The 20495-nt window shown below is 56.8% G+C and carries 15 protein-coding genes; 5 read left to right on the forward strand and 10 right to left on the reverse strand.

Annotated features, from left to right (window positions below; all coding sequences use genetic code 11):
- Positions 1-101 precede the first annotated feature (101 nt).
- A complete protein-coding gene (locus DSC91_RS36910) occupies positions 102-1355 on the reverse strand; it encodes an aspartate aminotransferase family protein (protein WP_115783727.1) in 1254 nt (417 codons plus the stop codon).
- 442 nt (positions 1356-1797) lie between these two features.
- On the opposite strand from DSC91_RS36910, the gene DSC91_RS36915 reads away from it, so the two are divergent.
- Both DSC91_RS36915 and hemB read left to right on the forward strand, forming a co-directional pair.
- Positions 1798-2493, forward strand: a complete 696-nt coding sequence (locus DSC91_RS36915; RefSeq protein WP_115783728.1) for a cupin domain-containing protein — start codon at positions 1798-1800, stop codon at positions 2491-2493.
- A 138-nt stretch (positions 2494-2631) separates the two neighbouring features.
- Positions 2632-3603 (forward strand): porphobilinogen synthase, encoded by a 972-nt coding sequence (gene hemB / locus DSC91_RS36920; RefSeq protein WP_115783729.1) that lies wholly within the window; start codon positions 2632-2634, stop codon positions 3601-3603.
- Between the two features lie 210 nt (positions 3604-3813).
- On the opposite strand, the gene hisD is transcribed toward hemB, so the two are convergent.
- The gene (hisD, locus tag DSC91_RS36925) at positions 3814-5088 is read right to left on the reverse strand and encodes a histidinol dehydrogenase (protein WP_115783730.1); all 1275 of its coding nucleotides are present in this window, start codon (positions 5086-5088) and stop codon (positions 3814-3816) included.
- Positions 5089-5707: 619 nt separating this feature from the next.
- Between hisD and DSC91_RS36930 the strand changes: the two genes are divergently transcribed.
- Both DSC91_RS36930 and DSC91_RS36935 read left to right on the forward strand, forming a co-directional pair.
- The gene (locus DSC91_RS36930) at positions 5708-7036 is read left to right on the forward strand and encodes an APC family permease (protein WP_115783731.1); all 1329 of its coding nucleotides are present in this window, start codon (positions 5708-5710) and stop codon (positions 7034-7036) included.
- Between the two features lie 406 nt (positions 7037-7442).
- Positions 7443-7904 (forward strand): hypothetical protein, encoded by a 462-nt coding sequence (locus DSC91_RS36935; protein WP_115783732.1) that lies wholly within the window; start codon positions 7443-7445, stop codon positions 7902-7904.
- Positions 7905-8329: 425 nt separating this feature from the next.
- On the opposite strand, the gene DSC91_RS36945 is transcribed toward DSC91_RS36935, so the two are convergent.
- The 4 genes from DSC91_RS36945 to DSC91_RS36960 form a co-directional block, all read right to left on the reverse strand.
- Positions 8330-9838: a glycosyl hydrolase family 79 C-terminal domain-containing protein gene (locus DSC91_RS36945; RefSeq protein WP_162831543.1), complete on the reverse strand. Its 1509-nt coding sequence runs from the start codon at positions 9836-9838 to the stop codon at positions 8330-8332.
- Positions 9839-10442: 604 nt separating this feature from the next.
- Entirely contained in the window at positions 10443-11612 is a 1170-nt protein-coding gene (locus tag DSC91_RS36950) for a porin (protein ID WP_115783734.1), read from the reverse strand.
- Positions 11613-11668: 56 nt separating this feature from the next.
- Positions 11669-12952 carry an MFS transporter gene (locus DSC91_RS36955; protein WP_115783735.1) on the reverse strand — a complete coding sequence of 428 codons (1284 nt, stop codon included), beginning with the start codon at positions 12950-12952 and terminating at the stop codon, positions 11669-11671.
- Positions 12953-13191: 239 nt separating this feature from the next.
- Positions 13192-14673 carry a sulfatase-like hydrolase/transferase gene (locus DSC91_RS36960; protein WP_229758336.1) on the reverse strand — a complete coding sequence of 494 codons (1482 nt, stop codon included), beginning with the start codon at positions 14671-14673 and terminating at the stop codon, positions 13192-13194.
- 118 nt (positions 14674-14791) lie between these two features.
- Between DSC91_RS36960 and DSC91_RS36965 the strand changes: the two genes are divergently transcribed.
- Positions 14792-15700: a LysR family transcriptional regulator gene (locus DSC91_RS36965; RefSeq protein WP_115783737.1), complete on the forward strand. Its 909-nt coding sequence runs from the start codon at positions 14792-14794 to the stop codon at positions 15698-15700.
- Positions 15701-15988: 288 nt separating this feature from the next.
- On the opposite strand, the gene DSC91_RS36975 is transcribed toward DSC91_RS36965, so the two are convergent.
- The 4 genes from DSC91_RS36975 to DSC91_RS36990 form a co-directional block, all read right to left on the reverse strand.
- The gene (locus DSC91_RS36975) at positions 15989-17296 is read right to left on the reverse strand and encodes an NAD(P)/FAD-dependent oxidoreductase (protein ID WP_115783738.1); all 1308 of its coding nucleotides are present in this window, start codon (positions 17294-17296) and stop codon (positions 15989-15991) included.
- 15 nt (positions 17297-17311) lie between these two features.
- Positions 17312-17509 (reverse strand): hypothetical protein, encoded by a 198-nt coding sequence (locus tag DSC91_RS36980; RefSeq protein WP_115783739.1) that lies wholly within the window; start codon positions 17507-17509, stop codon positions 17312-17314.
- A 653-nt stretch (positions 17510-18162) separates the two neighbouring features.
- The gene (locus tag DSC91_RS36985) at positions 18163-19173 is read right to left on the reverse strand and encodes a glutamate cyclase domain-containing protein (protein WP_115783740.1); all 1011 of its coding nucleotides are present in this window, start codon (positions 19171-19173) and stop codon (positions 18163-18165) included.
- Positions 19170-20495, reverse strand: coding sequence for a PLP-dependent aminotransferase family protein (locus DSC91_RS36990; protein ID WP_115783741.1), 1326 nt, complete (start codon positions 20493-20495; stop codon positions 19170-19172). The genes DSC91_RS36985 and DSC91_RS36990 overlap by 4 nt, the downstream gene beginning before the upstream one ends.

Consider the following 20495-nt stretch of genomic DNA (forward strand, 5'->3'; position numbering starts at 1 on the left):
GCGCCTTTTTTGCATGGCGACCTTTCCCGGAACGCGCACGCCTTCCCGCTTCCCCAACAAAAAAGGGCGCCGGCAGCGCCGACACCCTCAAACAACCTTGCTTATGCCCCGGATGCGACGGGGATATCGGCCATCGCCTCAGCAACGCGGTCGAAGATTTGTTTCATTTCCTCGACCACGCCATCGTCATGCGAGAACGAAAGGTACATGCGGCCGTACGGCGACGGCATGATGAGGATGCCTTCGCGCCGTAGATGAAGGTGCAACGCCATTGACAGCTCGTTGTTCACCAGCACCAAACCCTCGTCGTAAGTGGCGGGCGGTTCGTCGCTGAACCAGATACTGAATACATTGCCGTATCCGCTCGTCGACACCGTCTTGCCGTGTCGCCTGAAGCTTTCCACGATGGATACGCGCAGCGAGTCACCTCGCGTACGAAGTTGGTGATAGTCACATTCATCGAGTGCAGGCATCGTCGAGAGCACCGCTGCGCAAGCAATCGGGTTACCACTGAACGTGCCACCTCGCAGCGCGCGCCCCTCTTCCGCCACCTTCATGATTTCGGCCTTTCCGATGACAGCTGAAACCGCAATACCGCTGCCGATGGCCTTGCCCACGGACACGAGGTCTGGGTCGATGCCATACAGATGCGACGTGAGGCCCGCGTGCAGACGGAAGCCCATGAGCACTTCATCGCAAATCAGCAGCGCGCCGTGCTTGTGCGCAGTTGCCTGCAGATGTGCCAGGTAGCCTTCTTTGGCAGGGATACATGCCGCGTTCGCAAGCATGGGCTCGACCAGGATGGCCGCGATGTCATTGAATTCGGTGAACAACTGGTCGACATCGTCGAAGTCGTTGTATCGAATGACCGTCACGAAGTCATTGGCGGGTCGATGACCTGGCTTGAAGCGTGCCTCCGCTGAGCCAACATTTCCAAAGACCACCCCGTCGAGCCATCCGTCAAAGCCCGCTGCAATTTTGACGATTCGACGCTTCCCAGTCGACGTGCGCGCGATACGCAACGCAAGGTGAACGGCTTCGCTACCGGAATTTGTGAAAATCACCTTGTTTAGCTTGCCGGTGCGATGCACGAGGGCTGCTGCCGCAGCCTCTTCGCTCGAATGATTCACCGCCGGAAGAGGGTTCGTCATCAACGCCTTCGATGCGGCCTCAACGATTGCGGCAGGCGCATGCCCAAGAATCGTCCCCCCGAAACCCAGGACCGTATCGATATATCGTTTGCCCGTTTCGTCCCACACATACGGACCATTGCTGCGGGCAATAGCGACCGGCTTTCCGTCCATCAACGGAAAACAGCGAGCGGAGCTCGAAACATCACCAACGAGATAAGCCATTTTGCTTCCTTGTGCAAATCGGACACGGTCGCCGCTACCACAGCGTCGACATCGATTACCTACCCCATGCTCATGACGCGCGTTCCCAACGCCCGGTGCCTAACTGGATATCGCGTGGAAACCCGTGAAAAAGGCTTGCAGGGAGATTTGACTGGAAGTGTGCAGGTGGACGAAAAAACGGTCAATGGTTTTTTTATCATCCACCCAGCTTCCGCGACAAAAACCCGGCTGACCGCGGGGGATGTCGAAGGACTGCGGGGCTCAAGACGACGGAATCGGAGCACAAGACGCCAACTGACCCTTGATACGGCCCTTGGCGAGAAGACGGGACGCGTTGCCCAAGCTAAGTCTATGTGTTTGCTTAACTTTTGTGGCAGTGTACTATTTGATACTCATGGATGTTAAAATATCCACCAACCTGGCTACCGCCAAAGGACCAGTCATGCAGCAGGCAGCTGTACCGCGCGATGCCGAGGAGCGCACGTCGAAGGCCAAGGCGCGAGACTCCGGCGGCGCAAAGCGAAAGGTAATAACCGCAAACACAATCCCAAATATCGAACGCGCGCCCGTCGACGAACCATCCTCAGATGACCTGAATATAGGAAACAGGCTACGCGAACTTCGAATCAAACATGGGCTAAGTATTAGGGCGCTCGCGGAAGTTGCGGGCTTGACACACAGCACGATTGGGCAGATTGAAGCCAACAAGACCAGCCCCTCGGTCGGCTCAATGAAGCGCATCCTTGATGCACTTCGCATCCCAATGAGTCAGTTCTTTGCAGATGCGGAAGCCCAAACCGAGGAGCAGATATTCTTCGGTAAAGACGAGCTGATTGAACTTGCCGACGGCAAGAGTCTCTCCTATCGTCAGATTGGCAAAAATCTGAGTGGTAAGGCAATCATGATGCTGACGGAGTGCTACGCGCCCGGCGCAGATACCGGTGAGCCCTATTCGCATCAGGCTGAGGAATGTGGGGTCGTTATTTCCGGCAAGTTGATGATTGTCGTAGGCGGCCGCGAACGCTGTCTTTCCAAAGGTGAGGCGTACTACTTTGACAGTCGCATACCCCATCGGATGTTTAACCCGTTCGACGAGGTGTGCGAAGTTATCAGTGCAGTTTCCCCACCGACTTTCTAAGTGGCTTATGGGCTCGCAGCGGCGCGACAGATGATGAGCACAGGCCGCGAGGTTATTGCTCGTTTCGATGAAACCCTGGTTGCCACATAACCCCATCGGTGCACATACCACAAGCCGTTGACCGACTGGACCAAAAAGTTGAACACCCCCACTTTCACGCGGCTGCGCCGCCTCCGCCGTTCTCCGGCCCTTCGCGAACTATTCACCGAGGTCGAGTTTTCACTGGACGACCTCGTGCTCCCGATTTTTGTTGACGAGGGCACAACCGACTTCACGCCGATTAAGTCGATGCCAGGCGTATCTCGCATCCCCGAGAACAAATTGGAACGCGAGATTGAAAAGTATGCGCGAGCCGGTATCAAGTCGGTGATGACATTCGGTATATCCCATCACAAGGACCACGCTGGCAGCGACACGTGGCGCCCCGACGGGCTGGTCGCACGCATGGCGTCTCGCATCAAGAAGTCCGTCCCGGACATGATTGTTATGTCCGACACCTGCTTTTGCGAATACACAACCCACGGTCATTGCGGGGTGGTGCACAACGGTGATGTCGAGAACGACGCCACGCTCCTGAACCTTGGAAAACAGGCTGTGGCTGCGGCGCAAGCAGGTGCCGACGTTATCGCACCGTCCGCTGCCATGGATGGCCAGGTTGCCGCTATACGGGCAGCGTTGGATGCCAATGGCCTGACGGGCACCCCGGTGTTCTCGTATTCGACGAAGTTTGCGTCCGCCCTGTACGGTCCGTTCCGCGAAGCGGCTGAGAGTGCACTTCTAGGGGACCGAAAGGCCTACCAGATGAATCCGATGAACCGCCGGGAAGCAGTCCGCGAATCGCTCGCGGACGAAGCCGAGGGTGCCGACGCGCTGATGGTTAAGCCGGCTGGCGCCTATCTGGACATCATCCGTGAGATTCGCGATGCCACTCGTCTTCCACTTGGCGCTTACCAGGTGAGCGGAGAGTACGCCATGATTAAGTTCGCTGCGGCGGCTGGGGCGATTGATGAAGCGCGCGTGGTGCGCGAAACGATTGGCGCAATCAAGCGCGCCGGCGCCGACATGATTTTCACCTACTTCGCGATGGACCTCGCGCTGCAAGGCATTTGACGCGCGCTATCATCAAACGGAGGCTGCAGCGCCTTGGCGCCGCAACGTCCCACCGCATATTTGGCACGCAACCCTTGCGAGGGGCTCGGATGTCAGGTTGCTTCAACCTGTCGGGCGACGTCCAGAATCGTCGAAAGAAAGACGAGAACGCCGCCTACCCCCTCGTTTCCAACGAGCAGGTAGCGGCACTCTTAGGCGCGTTCTGGGGCTTTAGATGACGTCGTAGTTGAGGCGAATCTCCGCCGCGATACGGTGAGCATCCAGAGCTTCACGGTGCGACTGCCGCACACAGATAGGCGCAATCACGTCGACGGCCTTTTGCTCGACCCATTGATGAGTGACTGTCTTGATGAAGGAGCCTACCCATAGGCCGCCGGTGTAGCGGCCAGCACTGCGTGTCGGCAACGTATGGTTCGTGCCGGCAATTTTGTCGGAGAACACGACCGACGCCTTGTCGCCAATAAACAGCGAACCGTAATTTGTCAAGCGTAGCGCGAGTTCCTTCGCGTTCTTCGTATGGATTTGCAAGTGCTCCGCCGCAAATTCGTCCGAATAGGCAATCATCGACTCCTCGCTATCGCACAGGACGATGCCTCCGTGCTTGCGCCAGGCAGGCTCAGCAACCTCACGCGTCGACAGGATAGCCAGTTGACGGTCCATCTCGCGTAGCGTCGCTTCACCGACTTCACGCGATGTCGTCATCAGAATTGCACGAGCTTCGACATCGTGTTCGGCTTGGCCGAGCAGGTCAGCCGCGAGTACCTTCGGGTCGGCCGTTTCGTCAGCGAGAATGCCGATCTCGCTCGGGCCGGCCAGTTGGTCAATGCCGACCAGACCAAACACCTGACGCTTCGCTTCGTTCACGAACTTGTTGCCCGGACCGACAATCTTGTCTACGCGCGGAATCGACTCCGTACCGTAGGCCAGCGCGGCAATCGCTTGTGCGCCGCCGACCTTGAAAATCTTGGTCGCGCCAGAGAGGTGTGCAGCATACAGAACTGCGGGGTGCACATTCGGCGGCGTACACACGATGATTTCCTTGACGCCCGCGACCTTTGCGGGGATGACGGTCATCTGGGCCGACGAGAGCAGTGGATAGCGGCCACCGGGTACGTAGCAACCAGCACGCTGGATCGGAATCAGGCGGTGGCCGAGGTGCAGCCCCGGAATGGTTTCGACCTCGAGGTCTTTCATCGTCGCCAGCTGCGCCTTCGCGAACTGTGTCACGCGTTCGATGCCGAACTTCATGTCTTCAAGTAGCTTGTCGTCGCACTGCCGACCAGCAGCTTCGATTTCCTCCGCGGTGACTTCGATGGCTTCCTGGTCGAACTTGTCGAACTTCTTGTTGTACTCGCGAAGCGCTGCATCACCCCGAGTCGCCACATCCTTGATAATCCCGGCGACGAGGTCTCGCAGTTGATTCTCTTCGGCGGTCGTTACGGTCGACGGTTCTTTAATGTACGTGGTGCCCGGAATGGCGCTCATGTTTTGCCTCAATGACTTTGACACAGTTGATGGAAAAAACAACGGTACTACTGGACGTTTAAACGCACATCTGGACTTCGTCTTTCCTATGCCGCCCCTGGTCAGGGAAAGCAGTTGCACCGGTAATTGCTGGGAATCGCGGAGAGAACGGCCTGTCGGCGTATGTGGCGCGTCGGAGCAAACTGGAAACGAACGAAGATTCATATGGACGTTATAACGCCCATATGAACACAAAATACTCCGCCGCTGCATCAGTGTTTTTCCCTAGAGCCTATGCGTCCGGTGCATAAGATGGGCGAATTGGACGGGCCTTGACGGCGTCGAATCCCCTCTTCAGGTAGCGAAGAAGTGGAAATTTTAATTTCCATGGGTGTTTATGCCTGCGTCGAGCGCTGCGACGTGGAACAGTCGATAGGTTTCTCGACAGAGAAAGGTAGAGGTTTACCCGCAAAAGGCGTCGATACGGCTGAAGAAGGGCTGGCGAGGGTTGACGTCCAAATTCGCAACGGACAATATACAGTCCATTAGCCTGTTTTAACGTCCACCCGGTTCGGCATTGCGGAGCCGCGCAATCAGCCCACGGTTTCTAGCAACCGCACCAACCGCCACGCACTCATCTATGTCCAGTCTGAAACGAACCCTCTCCCTATCGTCACTTGTATTGCTCGGCGTAGGTTTGATGGCGCCCATCATTGTTCTGGGAACGTTCGGGATTTTGTCGCAAGCTAGCGGCGGCCGGGCACCTCTGTCGTACCTCGTGGCACTGGTTGCGATGTTTCTCACCGCGCTCAGTTATGCGCACATGTGCCGCGCGTACCCGGTTTCGGGCTCCTCGTACACGTATGTGAGTAAGGCCATCGACCCGCGCCTGGGGTTTCTCACTGGTTGGTCCATCCTGCTCGACTATCTGTTCTTACCGATGGCTATTTGGCTGATTGGTGCCGCGTACCTGCACTCAGTCATTCGAACGGTGCCGCAGTCCGTTTGGCTGCCGGGCTTCATTGTTATTTCGTCTGCCATCAACATTATTGGTCTGAAGCTCGCAGCCAAGCTGAATGTGACACTGCTGGTTTTGCAGTGCCTCGTTATGATTGCGTTCGGGGCGCTGTGCGTCCACTACGTTCTCGGTGACCCAACGAAGCCTCTGTTTACGCTCACTCCGTTCGGGAGCAACGGTGCTAGCCTCCCCCTCGTGATGACCGGTGCGGGTATCGCCTGCTATTCGTATCTCGGTTTCGACGCAGTAAGTACACTGACTGAGGAGACGAAAGACCCTCAGCGAACTGTACCTAAGGCGATTTTGCTAGTGACCCTGATTGGCGGCGGCATCTTTGTGGCGATGTCTTACATCGTTCAAGTGGCGCATCCCTCCACGTCTTTTGTCGACGCAGATTCCGCGGCCAACGAAATCGCGAAAAACATCGGCGGCGACGTTTTCGTTATGTTGTTTCTCATTGGCATGGTCGTTGGCCAATTTGCATCGGGCATCGCTGCTCAAGCCAGCGCCTCTCGGCTTCTCTTCGCGCTGGGTCGCGACTCGGTGTTCCCAAAAAGGATTTTTGCCTACCTTAGCCCTCGCTTTCAGACGCCAGTGTTCACGATTCTGTTGACCGCAGCGTTCGCATTGCTTGCGCTGAAGATGGACGTCACAACCTCGACATCATTCATCAACTTCGGGGCGTTTCTTACCTTCACCCTCGTGAACCTCTCCGTTATCTTCCATTATCGGTTGCGGCTTGGAACGCGCGGGATGAAGAGCACGGTCATGCATGCATTGCTTCCGGTGCTCGGTATTGCCTCCACTATCGCACTGATGTTGAGCCTTGACCGCAACGCAGTGATGCTCGGACTGTCGTGGCTCGCCATCGGCGTCGTCTATCTGGGATATCTCACGCGCTTCTTTCGAGTCCCGCCGCCCGAGCTTCATATGTCGAACGGTGTTCATTGACGTAATTGCCGTGCTTTTTTTATCGAGGTTCACATGCGAAGCAAAACATTTTCCGCTGGCGCCACTGACGATCGGACCGCATTATGCAGGCACCTGAGCACTCCGGAAGCTAGATCGGCTGATTCGAGTTCATATCGAAAGCTGTTGTGCGCGCCATTGTCGACCATCGCGCGGAACATCGACGAACGGCCAGAGGCATCCGACGCGGCTGTGTTGGGATACAACTGACGAAGATTGTGGTCCGCCGACTCGCAGTTGGGAGCTGAAAAGCTAGTCACGGTCGGAAAAACAGCGACAAGAAATTGGCCCCAGTATCCGAGCAATTGGGCAAGCTATTCAATCGAAGATACGATTCCTCCACATCTCCGAGGAGTGGATTCGGCCCGCCAACGCGCGGGCTCTTTTTTTGAACGAGCATGCGCAACAGCTTGGGGGGCAAGTCCCTTCGCGACACCTCATTGATCGCGACCTTCGCAAAAGCAACCCCGCGGCGGAGTTCGCGTACGCCGTCGCGTGGCCAAACGAAGATCCCCGCCTGGACTATCTAAGCGAAGCCGCGGACCTGCATCTGCAGAAGCTTGTTCAGCCACAGCCTACCGACTCTTTGGCCCAGCGCCGCGAGCGCACGATTATGGCCCGCCTGCTCGGCACCGACATCACAGCCTCGGAACTCAGGTCCACCCAACGCGGCCACGTCGTCCTCAACCTCGTTCGTGCACATCTCTACGTACCCCGGCGCCGCCTGCGCGCCGGGCGTCGGGTTCCCGTTGCACACTTCAACGTTGTAGCGCGTGAAGCCTGGTGCAGTGGGCACGACACGCTAATGGCCCTGGTGCTGTTTGAGATCTGTTTGGCCGGTGCGATCTAGGTGTTCTACTTTGGTGCGGGCTGGTGTCAATCGAACTAAACACGGAACCCCATCACAGGCTTCAAACCCGCCTCAATTACGGGGCGGATCCAGCCCGGCTACATCTTTCTACCAATCTAGGGTGATTTAAGCTTGCAACTCTCCAGGAATTTGAACTAATGTGCTGCTCAGCATCTCGGATGCGGCGATAGTCGCTGGGTAAACATCGCTCTTTCATAGGACAAGTTGGGCAGGCGCTGGACCAGTGAACCCCCAGAGTCCTATCATGTTCACCGGTCGTAAGTCGATAGATGGCTCGCTCGCCGGCAGGTACGGGAACTCGTTGGCTTGGTCAATGATCGCCAGCGGACGTGATCGGGCTACACAATAGGTGCAAGCGCCGCCATCTGCGCCCAACGGGGCGTATTAAGCGGCGGCGCTAATCTCTATTTCGACAAGGTAACGAGGACCGCGCTCGTCGGCTCAACTGCTACGTTAAACGCGCCGTTTTGCGCTGCCGCAGTCTCCGCATACTTGATACCGACGGGGACGCCATCCACGCTACCATCAAAGGTCTGACCCCCAAGGCTAATTCCGCTCTTGGACGTAAAGGCCGGTGCACGCATGCGTTCAATCGCCGCGCTCGTAAAACCGGGCACATTCACGCTGACGTTTCCGTAGTTTTGCTGATCCTTGTTGATGATCAACACGTTGACCTTTTTCGTCGTCGGGTCAAGCGTTGCCCATGCCTTCAGATTCGCAGACGTCGTGAGCGTCACGGGCAGAAGGCTAGACTGGTTCTCTGCCGCCTCTGCAAATAGGAGCATCCCGTAATAAAGTGCCTGGACCGTCCGGAGCGAATAGCCATTGGACCATTGGGTACCGGAAGGAGGCGTCCACGTCTTGACCGCGATATTCGCCAGGTTGCTGTACTGAGCTTCGGGAATGTTGAAGTTGAATGCTCCATAAACATCCCAGGCACTGAACCTGTTCCAGTTCTTCGATATCATATTTACGCCCGTTGCCCCTGCTTTCGCGTACTCAAACATGGCGTCAGGTGCCCAAAGAGCCTCCTCAAACGCGTTGCTAATGCCGTCCTGCCCCTCGCACGATATTGAATTCATTTCGTCAATCCGGTACGGCTTGTCTGCTGCCTTTGCGACCGCTGCGAACGGTACAGCGTATGAAGGATTCGTCGATGACGAGGATGCTTGAAGAAGCAGACCGGATTTCGGCGCCCCCCCGCAAGCACCTCCCGTTGTGATGTAGGAATGCTGGCTGACGTTTGCCATGACGGATCCAGACTGGTTCAAAAGATTTGTCAATCCTGCTGCCGAAAGGAAGGATCCTGCGATCGCAGCTGTAGTTGGATCCTGTGGGTAGAATGCGTCGGAAGGTGCTGTGAACAACGGGCTATTAGGCACATTGCTCAAAATTCCCTGTGTGAACGCACGAACCTCATTGGTATATTGAGTGAAGGAATACGGGGAGGTTCGAACTCCCTGATACGCGTAAAGGTCTGGTTCGTTTCCCAGTTCAATCGACTGCAAGGAGCCGGCAGGCATGTCGTGCGTATATTCCCTAACCTGGTCCGATCCGAGCGTCACATTGTTCGCGGCAAAGTTGATCCCCAAAATGAACGTAGCACCGGATCCCTCTGCCGAGAGATCATTTGCAAGCTGTGCAAAGGCTCGCACGGTTCCCGAATTTGGCTCGGTGGTCGAGTCACTAACTGTGCCGCCTATTCGGATTGATACCGGTCCACCGCCGAATTTCGTTATGTTCTTCAACAACTGCCGATAGATCGGATTAACACTGATTGCAGGGTCACCCATCAATAGTTGGGCTTGTCCCCACGGATGTGAGAAGCCGATGTAACCACTCGGGATTTGTGTTCCCGGATGAGTTGGATCGACTGTGACTGTTGCCATCGGGGTGGAACTGGCGACGCTCACGGCTATTGTCTTCGTAAATATTCCACCAGACGAATTGGACGCGGTCAGGGTATATGTGGTGCTTTGCGATGGTACGACGACCGCCGAGGACGCCGCGGTTGCTGACACGCCACTTAGCGTGACGCTTTGGGCGTTTGGCGCGCTCCACGAGAGCGTGACTGCTTGTCCCTGGCTAACTGCGGTTCTGTCCGCGGAAAACTGAGCTATGGGATTGGTTCCCACATCCGAACCACCACAAGCAGTCAGGAGGGTTGACGCGACCGAAAATGCAAGAAACCACGGGTACCGCCCGCACCTTCCGAGGGAAAGTCCAGCACCCATATCAGCCGCCGTGAGCTTGTCCTCGCAGGAGGCAAGCTGACAAATCGAGGTTGATGTCTTCGCGTTCCTCATGAAATCCTCCTATATTAATTTGATTTGCTGTCTGTCTCGAAAATTATCTTTCACCTTACCGACCGGCTTATTGGAGTCCGTTGGAAGGCGAGCTTTTTGTCTTTTGGGAAATAGATTTCCCCCGCTGAGATTCATAACGTAACGGGGCGGAATCGGGGTTAAGACTTCCACCTATTAAACTCGATGCATAGGTGAACTACATGTTCCGATGTCAAAATTTGCTCGCGATACCGAGCATAACTACGACCTGATTCGGTGTCGACGACGGTGTGAGATTTTGAGAATCGCCGACAACTGGAGCGGCAGCCACAATTGTCTTGATACCACTGGCACCGAGGGTCTTTCCGGTCGCGTGAGTGAACCCCTCGAGCGCATAGAGCGTCGTTCGTTTGGAAAGCAAATAGGCCTGCTTAAGGGAAAACAGAAGATATTTTGCGCGATCTTGGATAGTGTTGGCCTTCGACGCGACCGTGTAGCTCACTGCAGCGGCCGACTCCAGGTCCGGACGTATGCGATAAGTCCCGAAGATGCCGTAATTATTGAAGACTGCGGTGTCAAGGAACGCCGACTGGTTACCCGGGAGATACCGAACGTTCGCATAGACAGCTCCGAGTCGGAGAGCTCCGATCGTGTAGTTTGCCGCGATCGCAGCATCCTCAATCCGGCTAGCAGTAAGGTAACCTTGATTGACGACCGTCGTTCCCAGTGATGCACTTGAAGTTGATCCGAACACGACGCCCGGCTGTGCATTATCCATCCGCAAGTAGCCCGCTGCGACTCCAAGCGGACCGGAAGAATACTGCAGTGCAGCGCTGATAGTCTGTCCACTACCGATGCTGCCCGGGTTCCCGCCAAAGCCATACATTGCGCTAGCCTGAAGGCCGCGAAAGACCGGCGAGGTGTAGGTCACAGAGCTATTGGCGCGCGTGGTCTTGTCCAGGCTGTCGATGTCGCCTGGTTGCGCTCCCACCGCACCAGCCATGGTCGCAGCGGGTGCAAGAGGACCGACGAGCAGGAAATAGGGGGTGTACTGACGTCCCATCGTGACGGTCCCGTATTTCTGGTCCCTCAGCCCCAGGTACGCTTGTCGATTGAAGATGAGGCCAGATGTCGTCGCAGCACCAGAATTCATATCAAAACTCGACTCGACCTGGAAGATCGTTGCCAAGCCGCCGCCGAGGTCCTCTACCCCAGTCAATCCCCAGACTGACGTCGTGAGATTTCCCGAGCGCAAGTAAACGTTGGAATGGCCTTTCTGATTGTTCACATACGTGACTGCGTCATCTACCGCACCGTAAAGCGTTACGCTACTCTGGGCGAACACATTCGTGCCGTACATCGCTGCCAACAGCACACCGTGGTTCAGTGTCTTGCTTTTCATCTACTCGCCTCACGCTCTATGGATAGTTAATTGTCGAAAGTGTCTTATGGGCTGCCTCAAGCCTGCTGACCTAGCCCGGTGATCCGAATCTCGTTATTTCTCTTGGAAGGAACCATTACCCAGAGGACGATGGCCCCGAGCGCGTCGAACATCACGAGACAGGCGAACAACGGGTTGTATCCGATCTTCGTGGCGAGCGCCCCGATGATCAGGGAGAAGACTGAGCTTCCTAACCATGCCGCCGTGCCTGTCCATCCGCTGGCCGTTGCGACTTCTTCGCGCTGGAAGACGTCAGCAGGAAGTGTAAGAAGTGCCCCGGAAAGGGCCTGGTGCGCAAAACCGCCGATACAGAACAGGAAAACTGCTACATATTTGTCGGTAGCCAATCCGATGCACGCGGGTCCGATCATAAGGAGCGCGCCAAAGACCACCACCAGCTTGCGCGAGGTCACGAGATGAACGTTAAACCACTTCTGAAAACTCGGGCAGAGGTATCCTCCCACGATGCTGCCCAGATCTGCCGCAAGGAACGGCAACCACGCGAACATGCCGATCTCCTTGAGGCTCATGTGCCGAACGGATGAGAGGTAGATTGGAATCCAGAAGCTGAAGGTCGCCCATGCTGGCGCTGCGAGAAATCGTGAAATCATGATTCCCCACAGGACACGGGAACGCAGCATAACGGTCCAGTGGCCTTTCACCTTCTGAACGATCGCTTGCCCTTCGATGATGGTTGAGCGCTCGCCAGAGCCAAGCCATTTGTGCTTTTGGGGAAGGTCGTAGACTGCGAGCCACACGACGACCCAAATCAAGCTCAGCCCTCCGGTGACGATGAACGCCATTTGCCAGTTGTAGTGGAGGATGCACCACACGACCAGAGGTGGTGCGAACATGGCCCCGAGAGATGTTCCTGAGTTAAACCATCCTGTCGCAATCGACTTTTCCTTGTCGGGAAACCATTCAGAGACGACCTTGACCGATGCTGGAATCACTGCGGATTCTGTGGCGCCAAGGAGTCCGCGGAAGAACGCAAAAGAGATCCATCCCGTCGCCAGCCCGTGCAGCATGTTCGCCAATGCCCACGCAACTGCGAATACGGCGAAGCCAATTTTTGTACCGACGATATCAAGCACGTAGCCGCATAAAGGCTGCACAATCATGTATGCCCCTTGGAATGCGGAAACGATGTAGGAATATTGTTCAGTCGAAATGCTGAAGTGCTTGTTAAGCTCCGGAATGGCGACGGACAACGAACTCCGTGAGAGGTAGTTCAGCGTTATGCCCGCCGAAACCAGTCCTATGATCCACCATCTAAGCCCTAAAACCATTCGCTCCTTCATTCCTAGTCTCCGTTCTCTCTTGATGTGAGTTCTATCGACTCGATCAGGCATCCGACGGATAGGAAAGGCAATCTCGCCAGTCCCGTCTGGGTGCCGTCGAGCCTCATATGTCTTGGTACGGCTTCCCCGAGGGATAGGTCGCCGTCCTGTCAGAGGTCTGTTTGTTCGCTGTGGTCGATGCGGTGACTTCTTTCTCCGCTGCCCGCCAACTGGGCGTTCCCTAGTGCACACAACGCAACCTACCTGGCCATTGCGCCGCTCTTCTCCGGGTTGACCAGAGGGGGCGGCGGATAATGAAGGCCGCGCTGATTCGCGAAAGTGCGCGAAGCCTCCGGCGTGTATTCGTCCGGCTGATATCCAATGAGGCGCCCATCCGTGACCCACGCTTCGTCGCATCCGTACAGGCATTTTGCGAGTTCATGCTCGAGTCTTGTTCGAACTTTGGCGTATGCCGGATCGACCGATAAATCGAGCATTTCGGTTGGGTCCGCGGTGAGATCAAAAAGCTGTATCTGGTTCCCCGCGGGATACCAGATCAACTTGTGTCGCCCGTCGTGCATCATGCGGGTCGCGCTTCGCATCTCTCGGCATTCACCATAGAGAAACTCGCGGCGCTCGGCGCCGACGGCTGACATACCGTCGAGCGTTTCCGGAATTGGAAGGCCGGCAAGATCGAGCAAGGTCGGCATGATGTCCTGAAGGGCGACGAGACGGTCGTCTGTAACGCCGCGGCCGATTCGCTTGCAGCTCGCCGTTCCGACGAGGATGAATGGGACGTTCGCGGCGCGTTCATAGAACACGCACTTGCCCCAGAGGCCGTGCTCACCCAGCATGTCTCCGTGATCAGAGACGAGTGCGATCACCGTGTCGTCAAGAATTCCCTCGTCACGCAGAGTACCGAACAGTACCCTTATCTGATGGTCGATGTGGGTGCACAAGGCGTAGTAAGCCTGCCGGATTCCCCTTAAAACATGGGCGCTATGCTCCGCCGGCCAGTATGCGCGTACGATCTGAAGAGCCTGTGGTAGCGTTTCAAGCCTTTCGGACCAGGTACCGGCATTTGGTTCGTCGATCGGCAACCTGTCATACATTTCGATGTAAGACGCGAGCGGCGCCAAAGGTGGGTGCGGATGCGTGAACGATACGTGCCAGAATCCCGGCCGGTCCGGATCTCGGCGCTTGATTGCCCTCGCAGCCGCGCGCGCCGTCCAGTTTGTGACGTGGTGTGCCTCTTCTAGATGCCACGGGCGGAACATGTAGTCGTTGTTCGACATTCCGTGCATGAATTGTTCGCCTGCGTGCCCATGTTCGGTTAGGTAAGTATCGTAATCGTCAGTCGTACCGAGTTCCAGTCGACCTTCCTCCGCGAGAATCGTGTCGTCGAAGCCGATTCGCGCGCGTTGCGGAAACACGTGAAGCTTGCCGATCGCCGTTGCCTGATAGCCGGCATCGCGAAAACATTGGGCCAGCAGTGGCCCCTCGGGAAGACGCTCTGCAGGCTTGAACGAGCGGTCACCGTGCCCACGCGGACTCAGTCCCGTCATCATCGATCGCCGTGCCGGGATACAGATGGGCGATTCTGAATATGCCCGGGTGTAACGCGTACCGAGGCGCGCAAGATGATCGATAGTTGGTGTCAGCACGGAGGGATGCCCGGCACAACCGAGCAAGGCTCCGGGCCACTGATCAACCGCGATAAACAAAACGTTTGGCTGTGCCACGTCGCTCCTCATAGATCGTCAGAATTTTTACAATGCCGCCAGGTGATAATCTAGCGATGAAAGCGCCATCCACCTAGATGCAAGATGGTCAATCCAGACATAGCTTGAAAGGTATTCCATGGATATGGATGTGCAGTTGTGGAGACTGTTTGTGCAGATCGTGGAGTATGGAAGCGTTACCCGCGTCGCGAGCGCCCGCGACGTGGCGCAGTCCGTGGTAAGTCGCCAACTTGCGACAATCGAAAAGATTTGCGGCGGCAGGCTTTTCGAGCGTACTGGCCGCGGTGTCAGGCTCAACGAAGCCGGCGCCCGTATATACCCGCGAGTTGTTGCATGGTTAGAGGAAGGCAATCAGCTTTCGCGCGACGTACGCCGCGCGGCAAACATGCCGGCGGGAACGGTTAAGGTGGGCATACTATCGTCAATTAGCAGAGACTTTACGAGTTCCCTTTATGAGCGGATCACCGAAGCATTTCCGGAGATCCATTTGCACATTTTTGATGGGCCTGGGAGACAAATATCGGAGTGGCTTGAGGCTCAAGCAATCGATTTTGGCGTTGTGCTGAGAAACACAAAGGAGGAACGACGCTCGGATATACGCATTGGTACGCTGTCGACCGCGCTGATTGGCCCCCCGGGTGATGTCCTAACGAGTTCGGCGACCGTTGAGTTTTCCAAGCTAGCCGAAATACCTTTGGTTCTTGCAGGGCATCCAAATGTCTCCCGGGATCTGCTGGAGCATCATGCCCGTCGGAAGGGCATCAAGATAAACGTGCCAATCGAATGCGATTCGATTCCGCTTCAAAAACATCTAGTGGCTACCTCGCACATCTATGCAATCCTTGGGCGACATGCTGTCCGCGAGGAACTGCACGCCGGCCAACTGCAGGCATCGAAGATCGTGTCCCCGAGCCTCACACGTTCAATCGTTTTGAGTTACGTGGAAGGACGCACGCCTAGCGCTGCTTCCCGAGCGGTTATCGATATCGCCCGCGCGATCCTTGTTCCCCTGATCATTGAACCGTAACCGCCGAACGCCATGGCCTTCTGCCGTTGGCCGTAGTTGTCGGCCACGCAAGTTACGCGGACGAGCCATAGGCGTTTACTACGGCACCGATTGGCGCTATCCGCAAGCTGCTTGCCAAAGCCGAGTGGTCGGCGGCCACGCGTCGTTGGCCATGTCGAATGTTTCGACAGGCTGACTCACGGCCCCATCGCGGATTTGCGATTGTGTCATCTGAGAGGTACTAGCATGAACAACGCAAAGACCTGCGCGGCCATGGTCACTTGCGTTGTGGGGCCGTTATGTCATTTGTCAGTGAAGCTTGACCTGAGGCATTGCAGCGCGGCGGAGGCCATGGACGACGAGGTCGACGAGTGTGCGGCGAAAGCCTGACACTGAGACGAGATGCTTCCGATAGAGCGCGGCGTACATCACCTTCGCCACCCGACCTTCGACCAGAATGTTCCGGCCGACGACTCCGCCCATCAGACTGCCAACGGCAGACAAAGAGCCTAGCGACACGAGCGAGCCGTGGTCGGTGTAGATGAAGTCGCCAAGACGACGTCGTTCAACGCGCGCACGAAGGGCCTTCGCCAGAAACGCCGCCTGTTGATGCGCTGCTTGCGCGCGCGGCGGCACCATACTGTCTTCCTTCCACGAGCAACTTGCACAATCACCAAAGGCGAATACGTTCGGGTCGGTTTCGCTCTGAAGGCTTCGCGAAACCTTCACCTGGTTGATGCGATTCACCGCGATACCGTCCAGTGACGCCAGCACATCCGGCGCCTTGATGCCTGCGGCCCAAATGATGACGTCTGCTGGAATGATTCTTCCGCTCTCCGTTGTGACGTCGTGTCGCCCGATTTCCGTGACCGGGTCTGCTACTGACACTTCAATCCCCATCTTTTTGAGCAATTCAGTCGTAGTTTCGGCAACTCTGGTCGACAGAGCAGGAAGAATTCGGGGGCCGGCCTCAAGAAGAGTTACATGGATATCGCTATCTCGCCCAAAGCCATGAAGGCCGAACTGGCGGAACGCCTTCTCCGTCTTGCGCAGTTCGGCGGACAGTTCGACGCCCGTTGCGCCACCACCGATGATTGCGACGTGCACGGCAGATTGGGTGCCCGAGACGTTGCGGGCAGCTTTTTTCACGCAAGTCTGGAGGAGCCTGCGCCTCAATCGTTCGGCCTGCGCCAAGGTATCAAGGGGTATCGCATTTGACTGCGCACCCGGCACCCCCAAGAAGTGCGTTTGACTGCCCAAGGCAAGAACGAGCGTGTCGTACCCAATGCTTCGCGCGGGCAAAATCTCCTCCTTATCGCCTTCGGTGTCGAACATGGGAGCGAGACGCAGGAACTGCGACGCGCGCTCCAGCCCGACCATTTCGCCGCGGACAAATTCGAAGTGATGCCAATGAGCTTGTGCTGCATACTCAATCTGATGTGCATGCGCATCGAGACTTCCTGCTGCCACTTCATGCAACAGCGGCTTCCAGACATGGGTCGGGCAGCGGTCAACCAGGGTGATGTGGGCTCGCTTCGATTTCCCGAGCTTGTCGCCAAGACGCGTAGCTAATTCAAGGCCGCCCGCGCCGCCGCCCACGATTACGATGCGATGCATCACAAGCTCCTTTTGTTAGTTGTAGCCGAGAATCGCGACAGACGAAACATCAGCACGGTCGGAGATATTGCTCGCAAGTGCGTTCATTGGAGCCTGCAGCATCACTGCGTAAAGCGAAGCCTTCTTATCTGCGCTAACGCGCACGACAGCCTCAGCGCTGCGGGTTGCAAGATACGGGGACACGGCGATAACAGGGGTTTCGAACGAGTTCATTTGTGCACCAATAGGTTGATGGTTAGGACGACTGGCGTGGCTACCAACCCGTCCGGGGAATTCGCTCGGACGACAACAGGCCATGAGCCAACACTTTCTGAGCCACAACAACCATCTGATATGTCGATGTGTTTCACGAGAATCACAGTCAGTTGCAAGCCCATGTCACAACTATAGGAAGTCAAATTAAGAAAAAAAAGACGACACTTTTTGACTCTATAGGAAGATTTTTCTTTCTAGTTATCGTCTTCTTGAATATGGCCCAGGAAACGGCGACCTGCCGCTTCAGGCGCGGTTTAAGGCGACCGGGTCACTTGTACAACCCGTGCGTGGGTCCGGCATCATCGGCGGCTCGCGCAAGAACCTTCACGACTTTGAATGGCGGTTTGTTCCTATGCAGGTTTTCAACTGGAGCGCGGCACGCCCGGAGCGCCGCTTGAGCCCGCGAATGCGATGAGGACGGCGATGAGGTGAGTCTGAACGTGAGCGCAACTTGAGCTGCCTCGAAAGAACAGCGCCATGTCCGTAATATGGCGCCGCCCGGAGTTGCTTCGCTTAAAAAAACAAAAACCCCACGCTCCAAAGAACGTGGGGTTTGGTCTAGCTTTTTGCGCCATGTCTGAGACACGGTGCTCGATACCGTTCAACAAATACTACTTGAACGCTGGACTTATAATCGTCGAGATGAGTTGCACAACGGCCAGATGCGTCGCCTCGGGAATCCCGTCGACGTTAGGGTCGACGATATTTGCGACCGAGTTGATTAGACCGACATCCACGCCGCGCCTGAGGAGAGAAGCCTCCAACGCCGGCGTGTGTGCCAGCGATGCCTTGCCCTGGCGAGCCGCGAAGGCGCCCGCGATGGCATAGCAGCCCCAGTTGGAACATGCCGCTGTCACGAGCACGTCCGTTCCTGTCACCGCGCCGATACCCTTGCTGCCATCAGGTCGCTTGTCGCCAAATTTGACGTGCTTCTGAACGGCGTCCATGACGACGCCCATACCAATCTCGTTACCACCATCGCCGACAGCCACCGTCGGGATTTTCCGCGCGATAGCCTCATCGAAGAGGAAATCGATGCGAGCCCGTCCCATTCCGTAGTCGATACCACGCATGCTGCAGTAAATGCCGTCGACGTTGCGACCGACGCGCTCCGTCGAGAAGAACAGTGCCGGGTCGTATTTGTCGAGAAGCGATTTCGAAGCGTCTCTTGCCGCCGAGTCCTCGACAGGGAAAGGCTCGACACACACAACGGCCAGGCTGCCATCATCGCGCGCGATCACGGCCTGCTCATAGGGAAGAACAGTCAGACCCGCCGTCGTCAGAATCGCCGAAGTAGTCTCGATAAGCGTCTCTTCGACGAAGGTGATGCAAAGCGCCTTCTTCGCCAGTGAGAGCGCGCGCACGACTGCCGCAAGTCCCGCTGGACCATCGTTCTCGCCGATGGATGGCGAAATCCACGCGCGTGACACCGAACCTGTGGTCACAAAGACGTTCGCTTTTTCGGGGATGGCTGCGAGCGCATCGGCCGCGGCACCCACGAGGGAGCCGCCTTGTCGCTCCCGGGCAGCCAGATAGACATGCTCGACGCCGCGTCCGCCCAAGTCCAACGTGATAAGTGCATCCAGCCTATCATCGACGGCACTGAAAATACTTGAAGTCATATATAGCTCCCTACGATAAGGCGCTTGATTGCGTCGGGGTTATCGATGATTTTCGCGACCTTATCGAGAGACTCCATAACCGCCGTCACAACAGCATCGAAGCCCCCGACGCGACCCAGAGCATCGAGCGTCGGTTTGAGACGCAGCGATACGCGTGCACCCGGTTGCCCGTGGGTGTTCACGGTCAATACGCCGTAGTCCTGAAGCAGAACCATGCCGAGCGCCGATGTGGCTTCGCACGGGACGACGACCGGCTTCGAACCTGTCTTGCCCGCGAGCTTCAGGAGCACACGGAGTACCGCGTCTTCGTCGACCATCGGTCCGAGGTCGCTGCGTTGGACAAGCTCCTTGCCCAACTTCGCTTCGAGTACGGCTGCAAGCTGTTGACCCGCGGCAGACTCCTTGCGGAGGTCCTCAGGTTCATATTTTTGGAGCGACCGGAATACAGCGGCTGCTATCGGAGCCCGCGCCTCCATACCAAACTCAGCGCCCTTTGCCGCTGCTGCTGTAACCAACTCCGGGCGCCCCACAAGGACGCCCGCACGCGGGCCCGACAACCCCGCCTTATCGCAGTTCGTGATGGAGATATCCGCACCCATCTGAAGACTCAGTTGACCGCCGTGCAAGACGGTGCGAAGACGTGCGCCGTAAGCTTCATCAAGAAAGACCTTCGCGCCAAGTGCGTGAGCGAATTCAGTGACCTGGGTCGTGATGTGGTCGTCCAGACGCTCGAGACTGCTTGTCACAGTGGTAATGACCACGAGAGCGGACGCGTTTTTCTGAATTGCCGCCAGCCACTCTTTATCGCCCTGCACCTCAACTACGGGGACGCCCGCGATTTTCGAACCGCGGAGCACGGAGGCGTGCGAGCGTCCGCCAGGCGGGACCACGGACACGACAGGCTTTCCTTCGGCTAGCGCGGCGATTGTGGCGATGATGCCGGCGCTGGTTCGATTGAACGTAGCAACTGCATCGTCTGTTTTCCCACCCATGTGACCGATTGCGACCTGGCGCAGCGACTCCGCTTCGAGTCCCGGCCCGACCCACTCCTCGCAAAGCGTGGCGATGTCTTCAGCTTTAATCGGAAAATCGCGCTGATTGCCAGTGAATACGCCTATCGACTCCGCGCCAAGTGTTTTCACCCGTTTCGCCGCGACAGCCTGTCCATGGCGAAGCCGGAGTGCCTCGTCGATGCTGGAGCGAATGATGGAGCCTCGGGCAAAGCCGACGGTTGGGTCGATGGGGTTTCCGAAACTGTCCGTTTTTACGGGACTAACACTTGCAGCTTTTGCTGCATTGCTAATGTCCTTCACGTCATTCAT

The organism is Paraburkholderia caffeinilytica (assembly GCF_003368325.1).
GTDB lineage: Bacteria > Pseudomonadota > Gammaproteobacteria > Burkholderiales > Burkholderiaceae > Paraburkholderia > Paraburkholderia caffeinilytica.

Coding starts and splice junctions, on each gene's coding strand:
- DSC91_RS36910 (WP_115783727.1), bottom strand. CDS start 1,355: ATGGCTTATCTCGTTGGTGATGTTTCGAGCTCCGCTCGCTGTTTTCCG.
- DSC91_RS36915 (WP_115783728.1), top strand. CDS start 1,798: ATGCAGCAGGCAGCTGTACCGCGCGATGCCGAGGAGCGCACGTCGAAG.
- hisD (WP_115783730.1), bottom strand. CDS start 5,088: ATGAGCGCCATTCCGGGCACCACGTACATTAAAGAACCGTCGACCGTA.
- DSC91_RS36930 (WP_115783731.1), top strand. CDS start 5,708: ATGTCCAGTCTGAAACGAACCCTCTCCCTATCGTCACTTGTATTGCTC.
- DSC91_RS36950 (WP_115783734.1), bottom strand. CDS start 11,612: ATGAAAAGCAAGACACTGAACCACGGTGTGCTGTTGGCAGCGATGTAC.
- DSC91_RS36955 (WP_115783735.1), bottom strand. CDS start 12,952: ATGAAGGAGCGAATGGTTTTAGGGCTTAGATGGTGGATCATAGGACTG.
- DSC91_RS36965 (WP_115783737.1), top strand. CDS start 14,792: ATGGATATGGATGTGCAGTTGTGGAGACTGTTTGTGCAGATCGTGGAG.
- DSC91_RS36975 (WP_115783738.1), bottom strand. CDS start 17,296: ATGCATCGCATCGTAATCGTGGGCGGCGGCGCGGGCGGCCTTGAATTA.
- DSC91_RS36980 (WP_115783739.1), bottom strand. CDS start 17,509: ATGAACTCGTTCGAAACCCCTGTTATCGCCGTGTCCCCGTATCTTGCA.
- DSC91_RS36985 (WP_115783740.1), bottom strand. CDS start 19,173: ATGACTTCAAGTATTTTCAGTGCCGTCGATGATAGGCTGGATGCACTT.
- DSC91_RS36990 (WP_115783741.1), bottom strand. CDS start 20,495: ATGAATGACGTGAAGGACATTAGCAATGCAGCAAAAGCTGCAAGTGTT.